General features: G+C 65.8%; 18 protein-coding genes. 14 read left to right on the forward strand and 4 right to left on the reverse strand.

Translation table 11 applies throughout. The features are described 5' to 3' along the window. Positions 1-318: 318 nt before the first annotated feature. The 8 genes from ABC383_RS28095 to ABC383_RS28130 all read left to right on the forward strand — a co-directional run bounded on the left by ABC383_RS28095 (position 319) and on the right by ABC383_RS28130 (position 7507). The gene (locus ABC383_RS28095) at positions 319-1593 is read left to right on the forward strand and encodes an MFS transporter (protein ID WP_413019298.1); all 1275 of its coding nucleotides are present in this window, start codon (positions 319-321) and stop codon (positions 1591-1593) included. Between the two features lie 141 nt (positions 1594-1734). Next, on the forward strand, positions 1735-2091 hold the full coding sequence (locus ABC383_RS28100; RefSeq protein WP_413019300.1) for a four-helix bundle copper-binding protein: 357 nt from the start codon (positions 1735-1737) through the stop codon (positions 2089-2091). 14 nt (positions 2092-2105) lie between these two features. After that, positions 2106-2384: a PsiF family protein gene (locus ABC383_RS28105; protein ID WP_413019302.1), complete on the forward strand. Its 279-nt coding sequence runs from the start codon at positions 2106-2108 to the stop codon at positions 2382-2384. 66 nt (positions 2385-2450) lie between these two features. Further along, positions 2451-4013 carry a phospholipase D family protein gene (locus ABC383_RS28110; protein WP_413019304.1) on the forward strand — a complete coding sequence of 521 codons (1563 nt, stop codon included), beginning with the start codon at positions 2451-2453 and terminating at the stop codon, positions 4011-4013. Positions 4014-4283: 270 nt separating this feature from the next. Further along, complete coding sequence (locus ABC383_RS28115) at positions 4284-4619, forward strand: hypothetical protein (protein ID WP_413019306.1); 336 nt, start codon at positions 4284-4286, stop codon at positions 4617-4619. A gap of 513 nt (positions 4620-5132) precedes the next feature. Beyond that, positions 5133-5357, forward strand: a complete 225-nt coding sequence (locus ABC383_RS28120) for a hypothetical protein (protein WP_413019308.1) — start codon at positions 5133-5135, stop codon at positions 5355-5357. 160 nt (positions 5358-5517) lie between these two features. Further along, positions 5518-6816 (forward strand): glycosyltransferase, encoded by a 1299-nt coding sequence (locus ABC383_RS28125; protein ID WP_413019310.1) that lies wholly within the window; start codon positions 5518-5520, stop codon positions 6814-6816. A gap of 88 nt (positions 6817-6904) precedes the next feature. Then, positions 6905-7507 (forward strand): flavin reductase family protein, encoded by a 603-nt coding sequence (locus tag ABC383_RS28130; RefSeq protein ID WP_413019312.1) that lies wholly within the window; start codon positions 6905-6907, stop codon positions 7505-7507. A gap of 39 nt (positions 7508-7546) precedes the next feature. On the opposite strand, the gene gstA is transcribed toward ABC383_RS28130, so the two are convergent. From gstA to ABC383_RS28150, 4 genes are all read right to left on the reverse strand, one after another. Continuing rightward, positions 7547-8155: a glutathione transferase GstA gene (gene gstA / locus ABC383_RS28135; protein WP_413019313.1), complete on the reverse strand. Its 609-nt coding sequence runs from the start codon at positions 8153-8155 to the stop codon at positions 7547-7549. 82 nt (positions 8156-8237) lie between these two features. Then, positions 8238-9614: an MmgE/PrpD family protein gene (locus ABC383_RS28140; protein ID WP_413019315.1), complete on the reverse strand. Its 1377-nt coding sequence runs from the start codon at positions 9612-9614 to the stop codon at positions 8238-8240. A gap of 33 nt (positions 9615-9647) precedes the next feature. Beyond that, on the reverse strand, positions 9648-10631 hold the full coding sequence (locus tag ABC383_RS28145; RefSeq protein ID WP_413019317.1) for a Bug family tripartite tricarboxylate transporter substrate binding protein: 984 nt from the start codon (positions 10629-10631) through the stop codon (positions 9648-9650). After that, positions 10609-11337 (reverse strand): GntR family transcriptional regulator, encoded by a 729-nt coding sequence (locus ABC383_RS28150; protein WP_413018518.1) that lies wholly within the window; start codon positions 11335-11337, stop codon positions 10609-10611. Before ABC383_RS28150 ends, ABC383_RS28145 begins: the two co-directional genes overlap by 23 nt. 308 nt (positions 11338-11645) lie before the next feature. On the opposite strand from ABC383_RS28150, the gene ABC383_RS28155 reads away from it, so the two are divergent. The 6 genes from ABC383_RS28155 to ABC383_RS28180 all read left to right on the forward strand — a co-directional run bounded on the left by ABC383_RS28155 (position 11646) and on the right by ABC383_RS28180 (position 17846). Then, positions 11646-12671: a Bug family tripartite tricarboxylate transporter substrate binding protein gene (locus ABC383_RS28155; RefSeq protein WP_413018520.1), complete on the forward strand. Its 1026-nt coding sequence runs from the start codon at positions 11646-11648 to the stop codon at positions 12669-12671. Positions 12672-12805: 134 nt separating this feature from the next. Further along, positions 12806-14413 (forward strand): gamma-glutamyltransferase family protein, encoded by a 1608-nt coding sequence (locus ABC383_RS28160; RefSeq protein WP_413018522.1) that lies wholly within the window; start codon positions 12806-12808, stop codon positions 14411-14413. 166 nt (positions 14414-14579) lie between these two features. Then, complete coding sequence (locus ABC383_RS28165) at positions 14580-15095, forward strand: DUF1269 domain-containing protein (protein ID WP_413018524.1); 516 nt, start codon at positions 14580-14582, stop codon at positions 15093-15095. A gap of 273 nt (positions 15096-15368) precedes the next feature. Continuing rightward, positions 15369-15872: a hypothetical protein gene (locus ABC383_RS28170; RefSeq protein ID WP_413018526.1), complete on the forward strand. Its 504-nt coding sequence runs from the start codon at positions 15369-15371 to the stop codon at positions 15870-15872. Positions 15873-16498: 626 nt separating this feature from the next. Continuing rightward, positions 16499-17014, forward strand: a complete 516-nt coding sequence (locus ABC383_RS28175; protein WP_413018528.1) for a hypothetical protein — start codon at positions 16499-16501, stop codon at positions 17012-17014. Beyond that, entirely contained in the window at positions 16992-17846 is an 855-nt protein-coding gene (locus tag ABC383_RS28180) for a sulfotransferase family protein (protein ID WP_413018530.1), read from the forward strand. Before ABC383_RS28175 ends, ABC383_RS28180 begins: the two co-directional genes overlap by 23 nt. The last annotated feature ends 105 nt before the right edge of the window (positions 17847-17951 follow it).

The following is a 17951-nucleotide window of genomic DNA, read 5'->3' on the forward strand; positions in this document are numbered from 1 at the left end:
ATACAGCCAGAAAGATATATTGGACGGTATAACAGCGCAATCCTAAGATGAGTGCATTGATCGCCCGCCCGTCATCACTCACCAAGGAAACACGCTGTGCCGCATCCATCAGGCAGTCTCGCAACACCAGTCATGCCGGTACCCCAACCCTCCACACCCGCAACCGCCGTCCGAGCGCCGGCTGTCTCTTCGCCCGCAGCCGCCATCCAAGCGCCGGCTATCTCTTCGTTCATTGGCGGCAGCAATCTGCCGAATCTCCCTTCAGCCGCGTTCGCGATGCCTGCGCCGGGTCTCGCTTCATCCGCATCCGCCGCCACTATGCCGTCTGCACCCGTCACCATCCCGCTGCCGCCCGCACCCGCCGCCATCCCCGCGCCAGCCCCGTCTCCATCCGCCGCCGATGCGCCGCCCAGGCTGCAACGCGGCACCAAGGCTTTCCGCGATGCCAACCGCGCGCTGTTCCTGGGCGGCTTTGCCACCTTCGCGCTGGTGTATTGCGTGCAGCCGCTGCTGCCGGTGTTTGCCCGCGAATTCGGCGTGTCGGCGGCGCACAGCAGCTGGTCGCTGTCGGCGTCCACCGCCGCGCTGGCTCTGTCGCTGCTGCTGGCCAGCATGGTGTCGGACCGTTATGGCCGCACCGTCACGATGAGTTCGGCGCTGATGGCCTCGGCGCTGTGCGCCATTGCCTGCGCCCTGGTCGGCGATTTCAGCCAGTTGCTGCTGCTGCGGGTGCTGCTGGGCGTTGCGGTGGCCGGCATTCCGGCGGTGGCGATGGCCTATCTCAGCGAGGAATTCGATCCCGCCTCGCTGGGCTATGCGATGGGCCTTTATATCGCCGGCAATGCGCTGGGCGGCATGACGGGCAGGGTCGTCACGGCGCTCTTGGCGGATTACATGGGCTGGCGCGGCGCGCTGGCCGCGATCGGCGCCGTGGCCTTGCTGGTGGCGCTGGAATTCAGGCGCAGCCTGCCGCCGTCGCGCCATTTCCGGCCGCGCGCGGTGCGGCTGTCCACGCTGGTCAGCGGCGCCGTCGGCCACTTCCACGACCGTGGCCTGCCGCGGCTGTTCCTGATCGGCTTCCTGCTGGTGGGCGTGTTCGTCAGCGTGTTCAACTACCTCGGCTTTCGCCTGCTCGGGCCGGAATTCGGCCTGAGCCAGTCGGCGGTCAGCCTGGTGTTCTCGCTGTACCTGATGGGCATGTTCAGCTCGGTCTGGATAGGCCGCCTGTCAGACCGGCTGGGCCGGCGCCGGGTGCTGTGGATCGTGGTGCTGACCATGCTGGCCGGGCTGGTGCTGACGCTGTCGCATGCGATCCCGCTGATCGTGCTCGGCGTGGCGCTGCTGACCTTTGGCTTCTTCGGCGGCCATTCGGTGGCCAGCAGCTGGGTCGGCCGGCGCGCGCTGGAAAACCGGGCGCTGGCCTCGGCGCTCTACCTGTCCTGCTACTACCTCGGCGCCAGCGTGATCGGCTCGGCGGCGGGCTGGGTCTGGGAGGCCGGCGGCTGGCCCGGCGTGGTGGCCGCGCTCGGCGCCTGCCTGGGCGCAACGCTGCTGCTCTCGCTCTCCCTGCGCAAGCTGCCGGCGCTGGCGTGAGCGCCGCGGCTTGCCTGGCGGCAGCCTGGCTTGTCCGCATCTTGGTCGGGTGTGCGATTGGCTTGACAGGGCAGGCAGCGACGTTAGGCTGGCTTGTCCTGGGCGCAATGCCCGTCATCATCCACGAACTGGGAGACAGCCATGGAACAAACGTCGGCGATGTCCGCTGAAATGAAGCAATGCCTGGAAAACTGCCTTGCCTGCCACCGGCTCTGCACCGAAACCGCTGCGCATGTCATGCATGGCAGCCATCCGCACAGCGAGGCCAAGCATCTGGTGGCGCTGCTCGACTGCGCGCAGATCTGCCTGACCCATGCCGACTTCATGGCGCGGCGCTCGCCGCATCATGCCCACCTGGCCGGGGAATGCGCCGAGATCTGCGCCGCCTGCGCCGCGCTGTGCGAGGAGCATGAAGATCCGGACGGCGAAATGCAGCTGTGCGCCCAGGCGTGCCGGCGCTGCGCCGAAAGCTGCTCGCAGATGCACGGCATGCACTGAACCGGAGAATAGTCATGAACAAACTGATCATCATGCTTGCTGCGGCCATGCTGGCCGGACCGGCGGTTTCCGCTGACCGTGTCGGGCAGCCATCCAAGACCGAGGCGGCGCCGCTGGATGCGCCCCGCGATACCTCACGGGAATGCAACCAGCAGGCCAAGGACAAGGGTCTCAAGGGCGAGCAGCGCAAGACCTTCCTGAACAGCTGCATGAAGAATGTCGGCAACGCCACCGCGGCGCCGCAGTCGCTGGGCGACCCGAGCAAGCCGGCGCTGCAGACGTCCAAGCCCTGAGGTAGGGCAGGGAGACGGCAAGGACAGGGGGTATGATGCGCCTACCTCACTTCCCTTGCCGTCAGCATGGACCGCTTCCCGCATTCACATTGCCACTGCCTGCGCCGCGTCTTGCTGGCGGCGCTCTTATGCGTGCTGGGGGCCTGCGGCACGCTGCCTCCGCTTGAGCCGCGCAGCCAGTCGCATGCCTATACCGATACCGCCAACACTCGCCTTGGCCGGGTCATCACGCCGCTGGCGGCTGCCCATCCGGGCCAGTCCGGCATCCATCCGCTGCTCGATGCGCGCGACGCCTTCGCCGCGCGGGTGCACCTGGCGCAGACGGCCGAGCGCAGCCTGGATGTGCAGTACTACATCTGGCACAAGGACCTTACCGGCACCCTGCTGTTCGACGCGCTGCGCGACGCCGCCGAACGCGGCGTGCGGGTGCGGCTGCTGCTGGACGACAACAACACCAGCGGTCTGGACGCCACGCTCGCGGCGCTCGGCTCCCATCCCAATATCGAAGTGCGGCTGTTCAACCCGCTCGCGGCGCGCAACTGGCGCTGGATCAACTACCTCACTGACTTCCGCCGCGCCAACCGGCGCATGCACAACAAGTCCTACACCGCTGACAACCAGGTCACCATCATCGGCGGGCGCAACGTGGGCGACGAATACTTCGGCGCCACCAATGGCGTGCTGTTCTCCGACCTCGACGTGATGGCGGTGGGCGCGGTGGTGCAGGCGGTCTCCGACGACTTCGACCTGTACTGGCGCAGCGCCTCGGCCTATCCGGCGACGCGGCTGCTGGCGCCGGCCGTGCCCGGCGCGCTCGCTACGCTGGCAGAGGAGGCAGCGCAATTGCGGCAGCAGGAGGCGACCTCGGCCTACATGCAGGCGCTGCGCGCTTCCTCCTTCGTACAGGAACTGACTTCGGCCAGGCTGCCGCTGGAATGGGCGGTCACGCGCATGGTCAGCGACGATCCGGCCAAGGCGCTGGGGCGGGCCGAACCGTCGGCGCTGGTGCCGCAAAAGCTCAAGGCGCTGATTGGCGACCCAGTGTCGCGGGTCAGCCTGGTGTCGCCGTATTTCGTGCCGTTGGAGAGCGTGGAATTCTTCAGCGAACTGGCTGACCGCGGCGTGGAGGTCGATATCCTCACCAACGCGCTGGAAGCCACCGACGTGGCGGCGGTGCATGCCGGTTATGCCAAGCACCGCGAGCCGCTGCTGGAGGCGGGCGTCAAGCTGTATGAACTGAAGCGCCTGGCGCCGCGCCCGGCCGGCGAGCCCGAAGTGGCGTTGCGCGGCAGTTCATCGGCCACCAGCCTGCATGCCAAGACCTTCTCGGTCGACCGCAGCCGGCTGTTCGTCGGCTCCTTCAATTTCGATCCGCGTTCGGCGCGCCTGAACACCGAGATCGGTTTCGTGATCGACAGTCCGGCGATGGCGGGCCAGCTCGACGATGCCTTTGCCAGGCGCATTCCGGCCAGCGCCTACCAGGTGCAGCTGGGCAAGGACGGTCGCCTGTTCTGGACCGAGCAGCGCGGCGGACAAACGATCTTTTATGACACCGAGCCGGGCGCCAGCCTGTGGCAGCGCTTCGCCGTCTGGTTCCTGTCGCTGCTGCCGATCGACTCGCTGCTTTGATCAGGCCCGCTGCCTTGGGATCGATGTGCTGCTGCAAGCCCGGGCGGGATGTTTCCAACCTTGTTTGCGCGCCTGCCTGCCGCACAGCAGATGCCGTGTGGGTATGGAGAAGGGTATCCACGCGGGCAGCGACGCCCGCCCGCGTTTGATGCCGCGTAAGCCGGATGCAATTAAAACAACTTCCACCGGAAAACTGTCAACTATCAGCTGTCTGAGCCGTTAATCGCCCTGAGCCATAGGCTCATCACAAAAAAACCCAGGAGAATACCCATGATGAAAACGTCCTTCGCCCTGTTTGCCGCCGCCCTGTTTTCCCTGAGCGCCCATGCACAGACGGCGGCCCCGGCAGCGCCCGCCAAGTCCGGTGCGCCAGCGGCAGTGGTCACCCCGGCCGCATCGAGCTGCGAAGCGCGCGCGGTGTCGTCCAGCGGCAAGCCATTGACCGGCGCCGCCAAGGCGTCCTTCATCAAGAAATGCGAAGGCGGCGGCGCTTCGTCAGCGGCGGCGGCGTGCGAAACCAAGGCGGTCGGCAAGAACGGCAAGCCGCTGGCCGGCGCGGCGAAGACGTCGTTCATGAAGAAATGCGAGGCGGATGCGGCGAAGTAAGCTTCGCACGGCATTCGTCCACGGCCCGCGCTGGCGCACATGCGATGGCATGTGCGCGGCGCAGGTTCATTCTGATCGGTAGCGCTGCAAGGGCGTTGCGCCGCGGCCAGCCCATGTCCTGAGCCTATTTTCAGGCTTGCCTTGCATCACTCTCGCCACAGCCGTCCGCCGCTTTCTCCTGCAAGCCAAGCTTGCGAATAAGGCGCCATTTCTCCCTTCCTTCGCGCCAGGCCTTGGGTTCACGCCCCCGCCGCATGGCGCAATTCCCGGCAGCGTGCCAAACGCGAGCGTGCCCCGACTTTCTTGGCGCTGGAAAGCGCACGGGCTGACCCACGTCAGCAAACTGTTTGCCTTATGTAATCCAGGGTACAGACAGGCGGCAGGCCCGCGCCTACGATGTTTTCTTTGCTCTCCCGGAACATCGCGGGTTGACAGGCCCACGGCCGGCCGGCTCCGCAACGGACTCCGGAAAGCAAGGTAACGCTGCATTGACGATCGGAGGCGACAATCAATATGCATACGCCAATCAATGTACTCAGGAACCGCGCCCAACGCTTTGAATACAAGGGCTGCAGAGTGGAAATCCTCACCGAGAAACGGGGCGGCCGATGGGCATGGTCGTTCATCGTCAATGGCACCAAGGCCAGGGCGAGCAAGGAGACATGCTGGGAAACGCCGGCGCTGGCGGCCGACGCGGCCAAGGCGGAAGCCTGCCGCTACATCGACAGGGAAATCTGACGGCCTGAAGGGGGAGTGAGCCGGCAGGCTTCCTTCCGGCGGCGCTGTGCCGCGGGAGGCCGGGCATGCATGCGCCCGGACAAGCCGCGCCCCGCGCCGGCGCGACAAAATGCTGCACGCGAGGCAAGATAGCCGGCTCAAACAGCCTCTGACTGCATGCATGAAACAGCACCATGTCGTGTTCGCCACCGCCGGCTCGCTGGGAGACCTGTATCCCTTTCTCGCCCTCGGGGTGGAATTGCGGCGGCGCGGCCACCGGGTGAGCATCGCCAGCAGCAGCGAGCACCGCGCCAGGGTGGAAGCGGCCGGCCTGGCCTTTCGCCACATGCGGCCGGACCCGCCCGGCCCGCCCGATGCGGCCGCCTTCTTCGCGCGCTACATGCATCCGAAGACCGGCGCCGAGTTTGTCTACCGCGACTACCTTTCCCCAGCGATCAGGGACAGTCACGCCGACCTGATGTGGGCCACGCGCGATGCCGACCTCCTGGTCAGCCAGTCGCTGATGGCGATGGCCGCGCCGCTGGTGGCCGCCAGCACGGGCCTGCCCTGGATTTCCGCCGTGTTCCAGCCCATGACGCTGTTCTCGCTGCATGACCGTCCCGGCTACCTGCCGGTGCCCCTGCTGCCCGACCTGTGCGAGCGCTATCCCGAGATCCATGCCAGGGTGTTTCATTACGTCCGCAAGCACACCCGGCAGTGGATCGCGCCGGTGGAGGCGTTCCGGAAGGAACTGTGCATCGCCGGCGAGCCGCATCCGATGTACGAAGGCCAGCATTCGCCGCGCCGGGTGCTGGCCATGTTCTCCCCGCTGCTGGGCGGGCCGCGGCCTGACTGGCCGGCCTCGGCAGTACAGACCGGCACGGCAGTCCATGCGGAAGCCCGGCAGGCGCTGCCGCCGGCGCTGCAGGCGTTCCTGGCGCGGCGCGACAGGCCGCTGGCGGTGTTTACGCTGTCATCGGCGCCGGGGATCCCGGGCGACTTTTACCGTGATGCGCTGGCCGCGGCGGCCGGGCAGGGCATGCGGGCGCTGCTGGTGACCAGCGGCCTGTCGGCATCGGCGCCGCTGCCGTCGCCGCTGCCAGACTGGGCGATGCGGGTCGATTACGCGCCGTTCGACGCGGTGCTGCCGCATGCGGCGGTGATGGTGCATGCCGGCGGCATCGGCACCATCTTCCGGGCGATGCGCTCGGGCGTGCCGCAGATCATCATGCCGCAGGCGCACGACCAGGCGGATAATGCGCGGCGGCTGGCCGGGCTGGGCGCGGCCAGCGTGATTCCGGCCAGGCGCTTCGGCAAGGCCGTGCTCGGACGCGCGCTGCGGGCGGCGCTGGCCGATGAAACCATGCACGAGAATGCCGCCAGGCTGGCTGCACGGGCCAGCCAGGAAAACGGCGTGGCGCGCGCCTGTGACGAGATTGAATTGCAGCTGCAAGGTCTTGCCGTCGCGCAGCCGCAATGAACGACGGGACGTACCAAGCTAACGCAGTGCGACATGCAGCCCGAGCACGCCCGACGAACGACGAATGACAAGGAAGGCAAGGAAGCCAATGACTGCAACGACCACAACACCATCCCCATCCATCGCGCCGGTGGACCTGGCCAAGGCCTACCGCCTGATCAACCATGGCCCCACCGTCTTGCTGTCTGCCCGGCATGACGGCGTGGACAATGTGATGGCCGCGGCATGGGCCTGCGCGCTGGACTTCACGCCGCCCAAGCTGACCGTGGTGCTGGACAAGGCCACCAAAACCCGCGAGCTGATCGAGCGCAGCGGCGTCTTCGTGATCCAGGTGCCAACGGTGGCGCAGCTGAAGCTCACCCAGCAGCTGGGAAACCGCAGCCTGGCCGACGACCCCGACAAGCTGCGGCATGCCGGCGCTGAACTGTTCGCCATGGAGGGATACGACCTGCCCTTCGTCGCCGGCTGCTCGGCCTGGCTGGCATGCAGGCTGATCCCCGAGCCGCACAACCAGCAGGCCTATGACCTGTTCATCGGCGAAGTCGTCGGCGCCTGGGCCGATACCCGTGCGTTCGTGAATGGCCGCTGGCGCTTCGAAGACGCCAGCCCGGAATGGCGCAGCCTGCATCATGTCGCCGGCGGCCATTTCTATGCGACAGGCGAGCCGTTGTCGGCTGCCGACGAGGAATAAGCGGGCCGGCCCGGAGGAACCGGCCGGCCCGTACCGCAATTACTTGACCAGGCCTTCGGCCTTCAGGGTTTCCTGCACCTTGGGACGGGCGCCGACGCGGCCCATGTAGGCCTGGATGTTGGGCCACTTCGCCAGGTCGATCTTGTGGATATTGGTCCAGTTCAGGACCGTGAACAGGTAGGCATCAGCGGCGCTGAAGCTGTCGCCGGCGATGAAGTCCTTGCCGGCCAACATCTTCTCCAGGCTGTCGAGGCGACGCGCGATGGTGGCGATCTGCACTTCCTTCATCTCCGGCGTCAGCTTGGGATTGAACAGCGCGCCGATCTGCTTGTGCACTTCGGTCGATGCGAAGTTGAGCGCGGCCATCTGCTCATAGCGCTCGAAGGCGCCGAACGGCGGCACCAGTTTTGATGCCGGCGCCTGGTCGGCCAGGTACTGGCAGATCACGCCGACTTCGGTCAGCACGCGGCCGTCATCCAGCTGCAGCGCCGGCACATAGCCCTTGGGATTGATCTGCCAGAAGTCGCCGCCGTCCTCGGTCTTCTTGTTCGGGATGTCGACCTTGACCAGGTCGACCGGAATGCCGGCCTCGCGTGCCACGATATGCGGGGCCATCGAACAGGCGCCTGGCGAATAGAAGAGTTTCATGAAGCCTCCCTGAAATGAGTGAATGGGCGGCCATGCTAGCAGACTCGCTAAATGACCGCCCATCCATCACTCGCAGAACCGATTACGCCGGACGCGCTGCCTTCAGCAGTTCCTGCGCATCGGCGCAGTCGGCCAGCCGCATCGCCACCGCGAATGCCTGCTCGGCCTGCTGCTGGCCGATCACGGGCGCGCTCTGGTCGACGAACTTGGCCTTCAGCTGTTCATCGCTCATCGGACGCTCGACGCTGCCGATCGCATGCTCGACGAACACATGCAGGGTGCGGCCGTCGGTGGTCTCGATGGTGAGATCAGCCGAGGCTTCGTCGATGCTGTCGTCGACGATGGCTTCGACCTTCGAGCGCAGCGCCACCACGTCCGGGCGGTTCACGATCGCGTCGTCATATTCATGCTCGCCGGCGCGGCCGAAGATCAGGCCGGCGGCGCAGGAATGGTAGACGCTGAACTTGGCCTGCAGGCCATCGGCCGGCGTCTTCTTGCCGGTCAGTTCCAGCACCAGCGAATGCACCTTCAGCGTGACTTTCGTGATCTGCTCGGGTTTCAGGTCATGCTGGTTGCGCAGCTGCACGCAGCCGTCGATGCTGGGATGGATCACGATGCCGCAGGCGAAGGGCTTGTAGGTGTTGAGCGCGATTTCCCAGGTTTCGCCGAGGCGCTCGGTGATCTCGCTCCAGTCGGTCTTGTCCGAGAACACCTGCATCAGGCCGCGCGGCGCTTCCAGCGCCCGCTTCGACGCGGTATAGCCATGCTTGGCCATCAGCGCCGCCATCAGGCCGGCCTTGGCCGCGCCGCCCGGATGGAAGGGCTTGGTCATGGTGCCGAACTGCTCGCGCAGGCCGATCGGCTGCGAGGCCGCGATGCCCAGCGCCATCTGGGTGCGTTCCGCATCCAGGCCCAGCAGGCGCGAACAGGCGGCGGCGCTGCCCAGCATGCCGGTCGAGCCGGTGATGTGCCAGCCGCGGTCGTAGTGGTTCGGGTAGACCGCGTTGCCGACGCGGCACGACACCTCGATGCCCAGCACCAGCGCGTCCAGCATCGCGCGGCCGGAGGCGCCGATATGCTCGCCCAGCGCCAGCACCGCGGAAGCCACCGGGCCGGCCGGGTGGATGATGGTCTTCAGGTGGGTGTCGTCGAAGTCGAAGGTATGCGAGCTGATGCCGTTGAGCATGGCGGCATTGGCCATGTCCACCTTCTCGGCGCGGCCCAGCAGCGAAGCCTGCGGCGCCGGCGCGAGTTCACTGACCGCGGCCAGCGCGGCCTGCATGGTTTCATGCCCGGACGGGCCGATCGCGCAGCCGACCCAGTTGGCGAAGGTGCGATGCGCCTCGCGCTCGACGTTATCGTCCCAGCCTTTGGACGGATGGTTGACGACGAATTTCGCCAGCATCTCGGTGATTGCAGGCGCGTTGTGATCGGCCTTGACGGTGGTATTGCGTGCCATGTGTTGCCTTCTTGATTGGATGGGTTGAAACGGTTATTCGATATCGAGCTTGCGGACCTTGACCAGCTCAGACCATTTAGCGATGTCCTTCCTGATGTAGTCGCCGAACTGTTCGGGCGTCATCGGCATCGTCTCCAGCGCTTCGCCGGACAGCTTTTCCTTCAGGTCGGGCATGGCCAGCTGCTTGTTGATCTCGGTGTTGAGTTTTGCCACGATGGGCTGCGGCATGCCGGCCGGACCGACGATGCCATACCACTGCACGCCGTCGAAGCCCTTGTAGCCCAGCTCTTCCATGGTGGGCACGTCCGGCAGCAGGCGGTGGCGGCTGGTGCCGGTGACGGCCAGCGGCTTCAGCTTGCCGCCCTTGATATGCGGCAGCGCCGCCGCCAGGCCGGGAAACATCGCCTGCGTCTGGCCGCCCAGCACGTCCATGATGGCCGGGCCGATGCCGCGATAGGGCGCATGCACCATGAAGGTCTGGGTGTTTTCCTTGAACTGCTCCATCACCAGGTGGGTCAGGGTGCCGGGGCCGGCGCTGCCGTAGCTGGCCTTGCCCGGATTGGCCTTGAGGTAGGTCACCAGGTCGGCCACCGACTTCACCGGCAGGTTGGGCGTGACCACCAGCACATTGGGCGTGCCGCCCACCATCGCGATGGGCGTGAAGCCGTTGATGGCGTCGTAGGGCAATTTGCGCACCGCCGGATTGGTGCCGTGGGTGCCGACATAGCCCAGCATCAGCGTGTAGCCGTCGGGCGCGGCGCGGGTCACGTTCTGCGAAGCGATCACGCCGCCGCCGCCGCTCTGGTTTTCCACGATGAAGCTCTGGCCGAAGGGCTTGGTCAGGCGGTCGGCGATGGTTCTAGCCACCAGGTCCACGCCGCCGCCCGGCGCCACGGGCGCGACGATCTTCACCGGCCTGCTGGGCCAGGCTTCCTGCGCCAGCGCCCAGTGCGGCGCGGCCAGCGCGCCGACGCCCAGCGTCAGCGCAAATGTCTTAAGGGCTAGTCTTCTTTTCATGATTGTCTCCTTCGAATAGTATTTTCTGGAGCCGCTCTCCGGCGGCTTTCACGTGGCTGGCCATCAGCGCTTCGCAGATGTCGGCCCGCTTGTTCTTGATGGCATCGACGATGGCGTGATGCTCTTTAATGGAATTGAGGATGCCGACGTCGGTCGACAGGTTGCGCAGCCGCGCCATGTGCAGCTTCTGCACCACGCCGCGATAGATGTCGCAGATCTCGCGGTTCCCGCTGGCATGGATGATGTCCCAATGAAAACGCAGGTTGGCTTCGTAGTAGGCCATCACGTCGCGCGCCTGCACCGCGGCATCCATGGCCGCCAGACGCTGTTCCAGCAAGGCCAGCAGCGCCGGGTCGGCACTGGCGGCGGCTTCGCGGCCGGCGAAGGCGTCCAGCACCGAGCGCAGCTGGTACAGGTCGCGGGTTTCGCGGTTGGACAGCTGGCGCACCAGCACGCCGGCATGCTTCTTCGATTCCACCAGCCCCATGTGCTCCAGGTCGCGCAGCGCCTCGCGCACCGGCACCCGTGACACGCCCAGGCGCGAGGCGATGGTGGGTTCGGTGATCCGCTCCCCCGGGCTGAACTCGCCGCGCAGGATGGAAGCCAGGATCTCGTCCCGCACCAGGTGCGCCAGCGGCACGTCGCGTACCTGGGAAAGCAGGGTGCCGGCGGGGCTGTCTTCGGTCCAGGGCATGGTCAGGGGCATGGCGTTTTCGTGCTTCGGCTTGTTATCAATTTCGTAGATCGTATACGATGTACGAATATCGCACAACATGACGGCAGGCAAAGATCGCAAAAAAGAGTGTTGCCCTGGAATGCAGTCGATGGTTCACTGTGGTGCGTGTTCGGCCATGGAACGCAGGGCGCAAGGTTTTTCGCCTGACTATGGACGGTGCGCAAGGCGCAGCAATGCAGGCATGAAAGCTGCATGAGGGAAATGACTTGCGGCGGCCGCGTGCGCCGCCGTCTCACATCAACTCTTTATTCAAACGACCAACCGCTCAGGGCATAACCATGAATTTGAACGCAAGCGTCTCTCCTGCCGTCCGCAAGCCATTTCACCGTTTCTCCCGCGTCGTGGCCAAAGCGGGCCTTCTCGCCCTCGCCGCAGGCATGGCGCTGGCCGCACCGGCGCATGCCGCCTACCCCGACAAGCCGGTCCACCTGCTGCTGTCGTTTCCGCCGGCCGGCGCCACCGACGTGCTGGCGCGCGCCATTGGCCAGAAGATGTCGGAAGCGCTTGGCCAGAGCGTCATCGTTGAAAACCGGCCCGGCGCCGGCGGCAACATCGGCCTGATCGCCGCGGCCCGCGCGCCGGCGGACGGCTACACCATCTACCTCGGCGCGGTCACCAATGCCGCCATCGCCGCCGCGGCCTATTCGGCCCAGCCGGCCCACCTGCTGCGCGACTTCGTGCCGGTGGCGGGCGTGGGCACGGTGCCGCACATGCTGGTGGTGCCGCTGTCGACCCCGGCTCAGAACGTGGGCGAGCTGATCAGCTACCTGAAGGCGGCGCCCGGCAAGTACAACTTCGCCTCGCAGGGGCCGGGCACGCTGTCGCACCTGGAGTCGGAGCTGTTCAAGATCAAGACCGGCGTCGACGTGCTGCATGTGCCGTACAAGGGCAGCTCACAGGCCCTGCCTGACCTGATCGGCGGCAGCTCGGCGATGATGTTCGACAGCATCCCGGCCTCGATGCCGCACGTGAAGGCCGGCAAGCTCAGGGTGCTGGCGGTGGCATCCGGCAAGCGGGTGTCGTCGATGCCGGACGTGCCCACCGTGCAGGAAGCCGGCGTGCCGGGCTTCGAGGCCAACAACCTGTTCGGCTTCGTGGTGCCGAAAGGCACGCCGGCCCCGGCCATCAAGGCGCTGTCGGCCGCGATCCAGAGCGCGGTGGCCGCGCCCGGCGTGCGCGAGGCGATGGAGGCGCAGGGCGTCGAGCTGAAATTCACGCCCGCCCCGGAGTTCGGCAAGATGATGGAGCAGGAGTTCAGCACCTGGGGCAAGGTGGTGGAAACCGCCAAGGTCAAGCTCGACTGAACTAACGCCGGCATTCGGGCCAGGCGCCATTGCCGACTCCGGCGCGGGCCGCTATGCTGGCCGGCCCATGGCGCAGGCGGCATGCATCCGCATGAAGCCGCCGCGCCAGCGCAACCAACAAGACGGAGGAAGACATGCAGAACAACCTGGCGGCATCGCTGCTCGATTATCCCTATACCTCGCAGCGCATGCCGCTGCTGGCGGCCAATGTGGTCAGCACCTCGCAGCCGCTGGCCGCGTCCGCCGGCCTGCAGATGTTCGCGCGCGGCGGCAACGCGGTGGACGCCGCCCTTGCCACCGCCATCGCGCTGACCGTGGTCGAGCCGTGCATGAACGGCATCGGCGGCGATGCCTTCGCCATCCTGTGGGACGGCAGCCGCATCCACGGCCTGAACGCCTCCGGCCGGGCGCCGGGCGCATGGACGCCCGACTATTTCGCCGGCCGCGACAGCATGCCGATGCGCGGCTGGGACGCCGTCACCGTGCCGGGCACGGTCTCGGCCTGGCGCGCGCTGTCGGACAAGTTCGGCAAGCTGCCCTTCGCCGACCTGTTCGAGCCGGCCCTGCGCTATGCCCGCAACGGCTACCTGGTCTCGCCCACGGTGCACCGGCAATGGCAGGCCCAGGTGGCCGACATGCTGCCGCAGCCCGGCTACCGGGAAGCCTTCGCGCCGCAGGGCAGGGCGCCGCTGCCGGGCGAGCGCTTCATCTGCCCCGGCCAGGCGCGCACGCTGGAGCGCATCGCCGCCAGCAGGGGCGACGACTTCTATCATGGCGAACTGGCGGCGGCGATCGCAGCGCATGCCAGAAATACCGGCGGCGCGCTCACCGAAGCCGATCTCGCGGCGCACCGCGTCGACTGGGTCGACCCGATCGGCATGCGCTACCGCGACCTCGAACTGCTGGAAATCGGGCCGAACGGGCAGGGCATCGGCGCGCTGATGGCGCTGGGCATGCTGGAGCATTTCGACATGCAGGCCGCGGGCCTGGACACCGCCGCCACCGTCCACCTGCAGCTGGAAGCGATGAAGCTGGCCTTTGCCGACATGGCCGAATACGTGGCCGACCCGGATGCGATGAAAACCGTCACCGCCAGCCATCTGCTGGACCGGGATTACCTGAAGCGCCGGGCCCAGCTGATCGACCCGCAGCGCGCGGCGCCGGCCCGCGCCGGCAACCCGCATTCCGGCGGCACCGTGTATCTCACGGCGGCCGACGAGAACGGCATGATGATTTCGCTGATCCAGTCCAACTTCAAGGGCTTCGGCTCGGGCGTGGTGGTGCCGGACACCGGCATCGCCCTGCACAACCGCGGCTGGGGCTTCACCCTGAAGGACGGCCATCCCAACCAGGTGGCGCCCGGCAAGCGGCCCTTCCACACCATCATTCCGGGCTTCCTGATGCGCGGCGGCGCGCCGCTGGCCAGCTTCGGCGTGATGGGCGGCTCGATGCAGGCCCAGGGCCATCTGCAGATGACCGCCCGCTTCGCCGACCACGGCCAGAACCCGCAGGCCGCCAGCGATGCGCCGCGCTGGCGGGTGATGGACGACAACGTCACCATCGCGGTGGAATGGAATTTCCCGCCCGAGGCGATCGAGGGGCTGCGCCAGCGCGGCCACACGGTCAAGGTGGCGCCGCGCTTCGACACCGAGTTCGGCTGCGCCCAGGTGGCCATGCGCACAGAAGGCGGCTATGTGGCGGCATCGGACCACCGCAAGGACGGTTATCCGGTCGGCATGTAGCGTGTAGCCGTTGCCTGAGCGATAGGCTGGCGAAAGTCCCGAAAGAATCCGGGACTTTTCTGGCGCGCTTTCTATACTGGTCTTACGCATGCACAGTGAGCAGCCTGGGCCGCCCGGGGCAGCCCGCCCAGGGTCAGGCGCAGGCCACGATGCGAAGGAGACCATCATGAGACATCGCCTGTACTACCTGCTGCCCGACCTTCCCGCCGCCCGCGCCACGATGAACGACCTTCTGCTGGCGCGCATCGAGGCCCGGTATATCCGCTTCCTGAGCGCTGGCCAGCCGCTGCCGCCGGACCTGCCTGGCGCCAGCCTGATGCAGAGAACCGACGTCGTGCGCGGCGCCGAGATGGGCATGGCCCTGGGCGCCGCCCTCGGCCTCCTGGCCGGCGTCGGCCTGCTGTACTACTTCGACATCGCCAGCGCCGGCATGAAGGCCGCATTCATGGTCGCCGCGACGCTGGTCGGCATCCTGTTCGGCGCCTGGGCATCCAGCATGCAGGGCGCTTCCCTGCCCAATTCGCGCCTGGCAGCCTTCGACGGTGAATTGCAGAAGGGCAGCATCCTGCTGATGGTGGACGTGCCGTCGGGCCGGGTCGATGAACTGGAAGCCCTGCTTGCACAGCGGCATCCGGAAATGCATTTTCGCGGCGAGGAGGCGCATATACCGACATTCCCGTGACACTGTATTCCTCCATGTCGGCGGCATCCATTGCAGCCATGTGATGGATGCCGCCGGTCATCCTTGACGCATCCTCAGGATGCTGCCTGACATCTTGCCGGCGGGCTGTCTGCCGTCGGCCTGAGCTAATGTTTTCCCCCTCGCGCTCCTAGCCAGTCGCGGAAAAATTACCGCGGATATGGGATGGTTTGTTGTCCCCCTGCATGCTTTACTGCCGACAATAATTAAAGGTGCAACGGCACACCATCTTGCCGCAATCAGGGAGTGATGTTCATGAAGTCATCCATGCGCCTGGCGGCGCTCGTCGTCATTGCTGCGTCTTTGGTACTTACCGGGTGCGCATCCATCGTTAGCGGCACCAACCAGGTTGTGTCGGTGGAGGCCAGGAACAAGACCGAGCAGGTGCCAGGCGCCTCCTGCAAGCTGGAAAACGGCAAGGGCGTGTATTACGTCACCACGCCGGGCACCGTGACCGTGCATCGGGCGTATGACGACATGAAGGTCAGGTGCGAGAAGGAAAACAGCGAACCCGGGATGGCCACGGTCAAGTCCACCACCAAGCCCATGGCATTCGGCAACATCATTTTCGGCGGCGTGATCGGCGCCGCCATCGATACGGGGTCCGGCGCCGCATACGATTATCCGCCGCTGATCAGCGTGATCATGGGAGAGACGACGAACATCCAGGCCGAGCCAGTCAAGCATGCCCGGCGAGGCAAGGCCGAGCCGCAGGCGTCGGCAGCCAACCCGGCGCCTGGTGCGCCGCTGACGCAGTAGCAGTAGCAGCCGTAGTGCAGGGCAGGCGGACATCGACGCGTGACGCTTGCCCGCCTGATGCATTCATCGTCATGCCGGCAGCACCCACACCGGGTGTGAACCTCAAACATCAACGACCTGCAAGCCGAAGGAAGCCGGCGATGCTTCCCGCTCCGTTGGAGCGCTGCATCGTGCACGGGCAACTGCGGGCCATGCATGACAGCCGACCTGGCGATCGATGACCTGAACATCAGAGCGCTCTCGGCCTGACCAGCTTGTCGATACCGGCCAGTGCCCCGGCCCTGCGTTGTGGCTCTTCGCCGTAGCACCGCTACGACTCATTCCCACCCTTGCTGGGCGCGTCTGCGCCTGCAGGCGCAAAGCAATGCTTTGCGAAACCCCTGCCTACCCCTTGTTCCGGGGCCACTGCCTCGGTCTCGCCTAAGCCAGTCAGACCGAAAGCGCTCTAAAGGCAGAGGGAAATTCAGCGCAGCGGCCCGCCTGCGGTGGTTACTTCACGTCTGCACCAGTCGAGCGTTATGCAAAACACAAGCATTGACAGACCTGGATGCCGATACCTAAGATGGGCCGCTTTGATGGGCGCCGGATAGGGCGCCCGAAGAACGTTATCCATCCCGACACTTCTCATGCAAACACTCCCTGTCGTTGCGCGGTCCGGCCAGATCTCCTTTTTGTGGGCCTACGGTGCAATGACGCCTGGCATCAGGGCCGCACTGCAGCGCTTCTGGATGGAGAACGGCGCCATTGCCGACGACAGCGAAGCATGGCGACGCAGCTTTGAAGTGGGATGCATCGCGGTGGACCAGGACTGGAATATCGTGGGTGTCAGCTCCTTCTTCATGGACAGGCTGACGCCTTCCGGTGCGATGTACTGGATGTACCGGACCTTTGTCGGCAAGGCGCATAGGCGTTCCCGGATTGCGATGGAGATTTTCAGCGCGTCGTTTGAACAGCTTGCGCAGTACTACCGGACCGAGCGGGGCGCGCCGGCCGGTGTCGCGGCCATCATTGAAAATGCCGCTCTTGAATTGCCCGGATCGATCGGGCACATGCAGAACCTGGGCCTTCAGCGATTGGGCGCGGACCAGCACGGACGCTCTATCTGGCACCGGCCGTTCGATGCCGGCCACCATCCTTCCTGATTCCTCACGGAGCACCATCATTCGCCCCATACATTTCATCTCGGGACTGCCACGTTCCGGTTCAACGCTGCTATCGGCGCTGCTGAAACAGAACCCGGCCTTCCACGCCTCGATGAGCAGCCCTGTCCATGGCATGGCGGCTTCCATGCTGCGGGACATGAGCGCGGCCAACGAGTACGCGGTGTTCATCAAGCCGGAGCAGAGGCTGCGCGTGTTGCGCGGCATCGTCGAAAACTACTACGGCCCTGAATACACGGCCCAGGTCATCATCGACACGAACCGGGGCTGGTGCGCCTGGATGCCGCAACTCAATGCGCTGTTTCCGGAAAGCCGCGTGATTGCCTGCGTGCGCAACGTGTCCTGGATCGTCGACAGCATAGAACGACTTGCGCAGAGAAACGCCCTTTCGCCGTCGGGCATTTTCAATTACCAGACGAGCGGCACCGTGTACTCACGCGCCGAGATGCTTGCCAATGGCGATGGTCTCGTCGGCTTTTCCTATAACGCCCTGAAAGAAGCCTTTTATGGGCCCCACGCGAACAAGCTTCTGCTGGTGCAATATGAAACCCTGGTGACCAACCCTGCACGCGTGCTGGAAGCGGTGTACCGGCATCTGGGGCAGGCATCCTATCCACACGACTTCAATAACGTGGCCTACGAGGCCGATGAATTCGACATGCGCGCCGGCACGCCCGGCCTGCATTCGGTCCGCTCGAAAATCGAGGCCATCCCCCGGCAGACGGTCCTCCCGCCCGATGTATTCAACCGCTTTGGCAATGACGCTTTCTGGCTTCACCCGCAGGCCAATCTGCATGGCGTTCAGGTCATTTGACTCGCTGCAGCTCTCCTCGAAAAACTGCTGCACCGGGCATGTCCTTGCAAGCAGTGAGGGACTCCCCTTGGCACTGCATTTCACGATGCCGGTTTTGCAATAATG

This window comes from Noviherbaspirillum phoenicis (assembly GCF_047237965.1).
Classification (GTDB): domain Bacteria; phylum Pseudomonadota; class Gammaproteobacteria; order Burkholderiales; family Burkholderiaceae_D; genus Noviherbaspirillum_A.

Bases quoted from the DNA above. Each gene is read 5' to 3' on its own strand.
- ABC383_RS28095 (WP_413019298.1), top strand. From the start codon at position 319: ATGCCGTCTGCACCCGTCACCATCCCGCTGCCGCCCGCACCCGCCGCC.
- ABC383_RS28130 (WP_413019312.1), top strand. From the start codon at position 6,905: ATGACTGCAACGACCACAACACCATCCCCATCCATCGCGCCGGTGGAC.
- gstA (WP_413019313.1), bottom strand. From the start codon at position 8,155: ATGAAACTCTTCTATTCGCCAGGCGCCTGTTCGATGGCCCCGCATATC.
- ABC383_RS28170 (WP_413018526.1), top strand. From the start codon at position 15,369: ATGAAGTCATCCATGCGCCTGGCGGCGCTCGTCGTCATTGCTGCGTCT.
- ABC383_RS28110 (WP_413019304.1), top strand. From the start codon at position 2,451: ATGGACCGCTTCCCGCATTCACATTGCCACTGCCTGCGCCGCGTCTTG.
- ABC383_RS28140 (WP_413019315.1), bottom strand. From the start codon at position 9,614: ATGGCACGCAATACCACCGTCAAGGCCGATCACAACGCGCCTGCAATC.
- ABC383_RS28120 (WP_413019308.1), top strand. From the start codon at position 5,133: ATGCATACGCCAATCAATGTACTCAGGAACCGCGCCCAACGCTTTGAA.
- ABC383_RS28105 (WP_413019302.1), top strand. From the start codon at position 2,106: ATGAACAAACTGATCATCATGCTTGCTGCGGCCATGCTGGCCGGACCG.
- ABC383_RS28115 (WP_413019306.1), top strand. From the start codon at position 4,284: ATGATGAAAACGTCCTTCGCCCTGTTTGCCGCCGCCCTGTTTTCCCTG.
- ABC383_RS28145 (WP_413019317.1), bottom strand. From the start codon at position 10,631: ATGAAAAGAAGACTAGCCCTTAAGACATTTGCGCTGACGCTGGGCGTC.
- ABC383_RS28150 (WP_413018518.1), bottom strand. From the start codon at position 11,337: ATGCCCCTGACCATGCCCTGGACCGAAGACAGCCCCGCCGGCACCCTG.
- ABC383_RS28100 (WP_413019300.1), top strand. From the start codon at position 1,735: ATGGAACAAACGTCGGCGATGTCCGCTGAAATGAAGCAATGCCTGGAA.
- ABC383_RS28175 (WP_413018528.1), top strand. From the start codon at position 16,499: ATGCAAACACTCCCTGTCGTTGCGCGGTCCGGCCAGATCTCCTTTTTG.
- ABC383_RS28155 (WP_413018520.1), top strand. From the start codon at position 11,646: ATGAATTTGAACGCAAGCGTCTCTCCTGCCGTCCGCAAGCCATTTCAC.
- ABC383_RS28125 (WP_413019310.1), top strand. From the start codon at position 5,518: ATGAAACAGCACCATGTCGTGTTCGCCACCGCCGGCTCGCTGGGAGAC.
- ABC383_RS28165 (WP_413018524.1), top strand. From the start codon at position 14,580: ATGAGACATCGCCTGTACTACCTGCTGCCCGACCTTCCCGCCGCCCGC.
- ABC383_RS28160 (WP_413018522.1), top strand. From the start codon at position 12,806: ATGCAGAACAACCTGGCGGCATCGCTGCTCGATTATCCCTATACCTCG.
- ABC383_RS28180 (WP_413018530.1), top strand. From the start codon at position 16,992: ATGCCGGCCACCATCCTTCCTGATTCCTCACGGAGCACCATCATTCGC.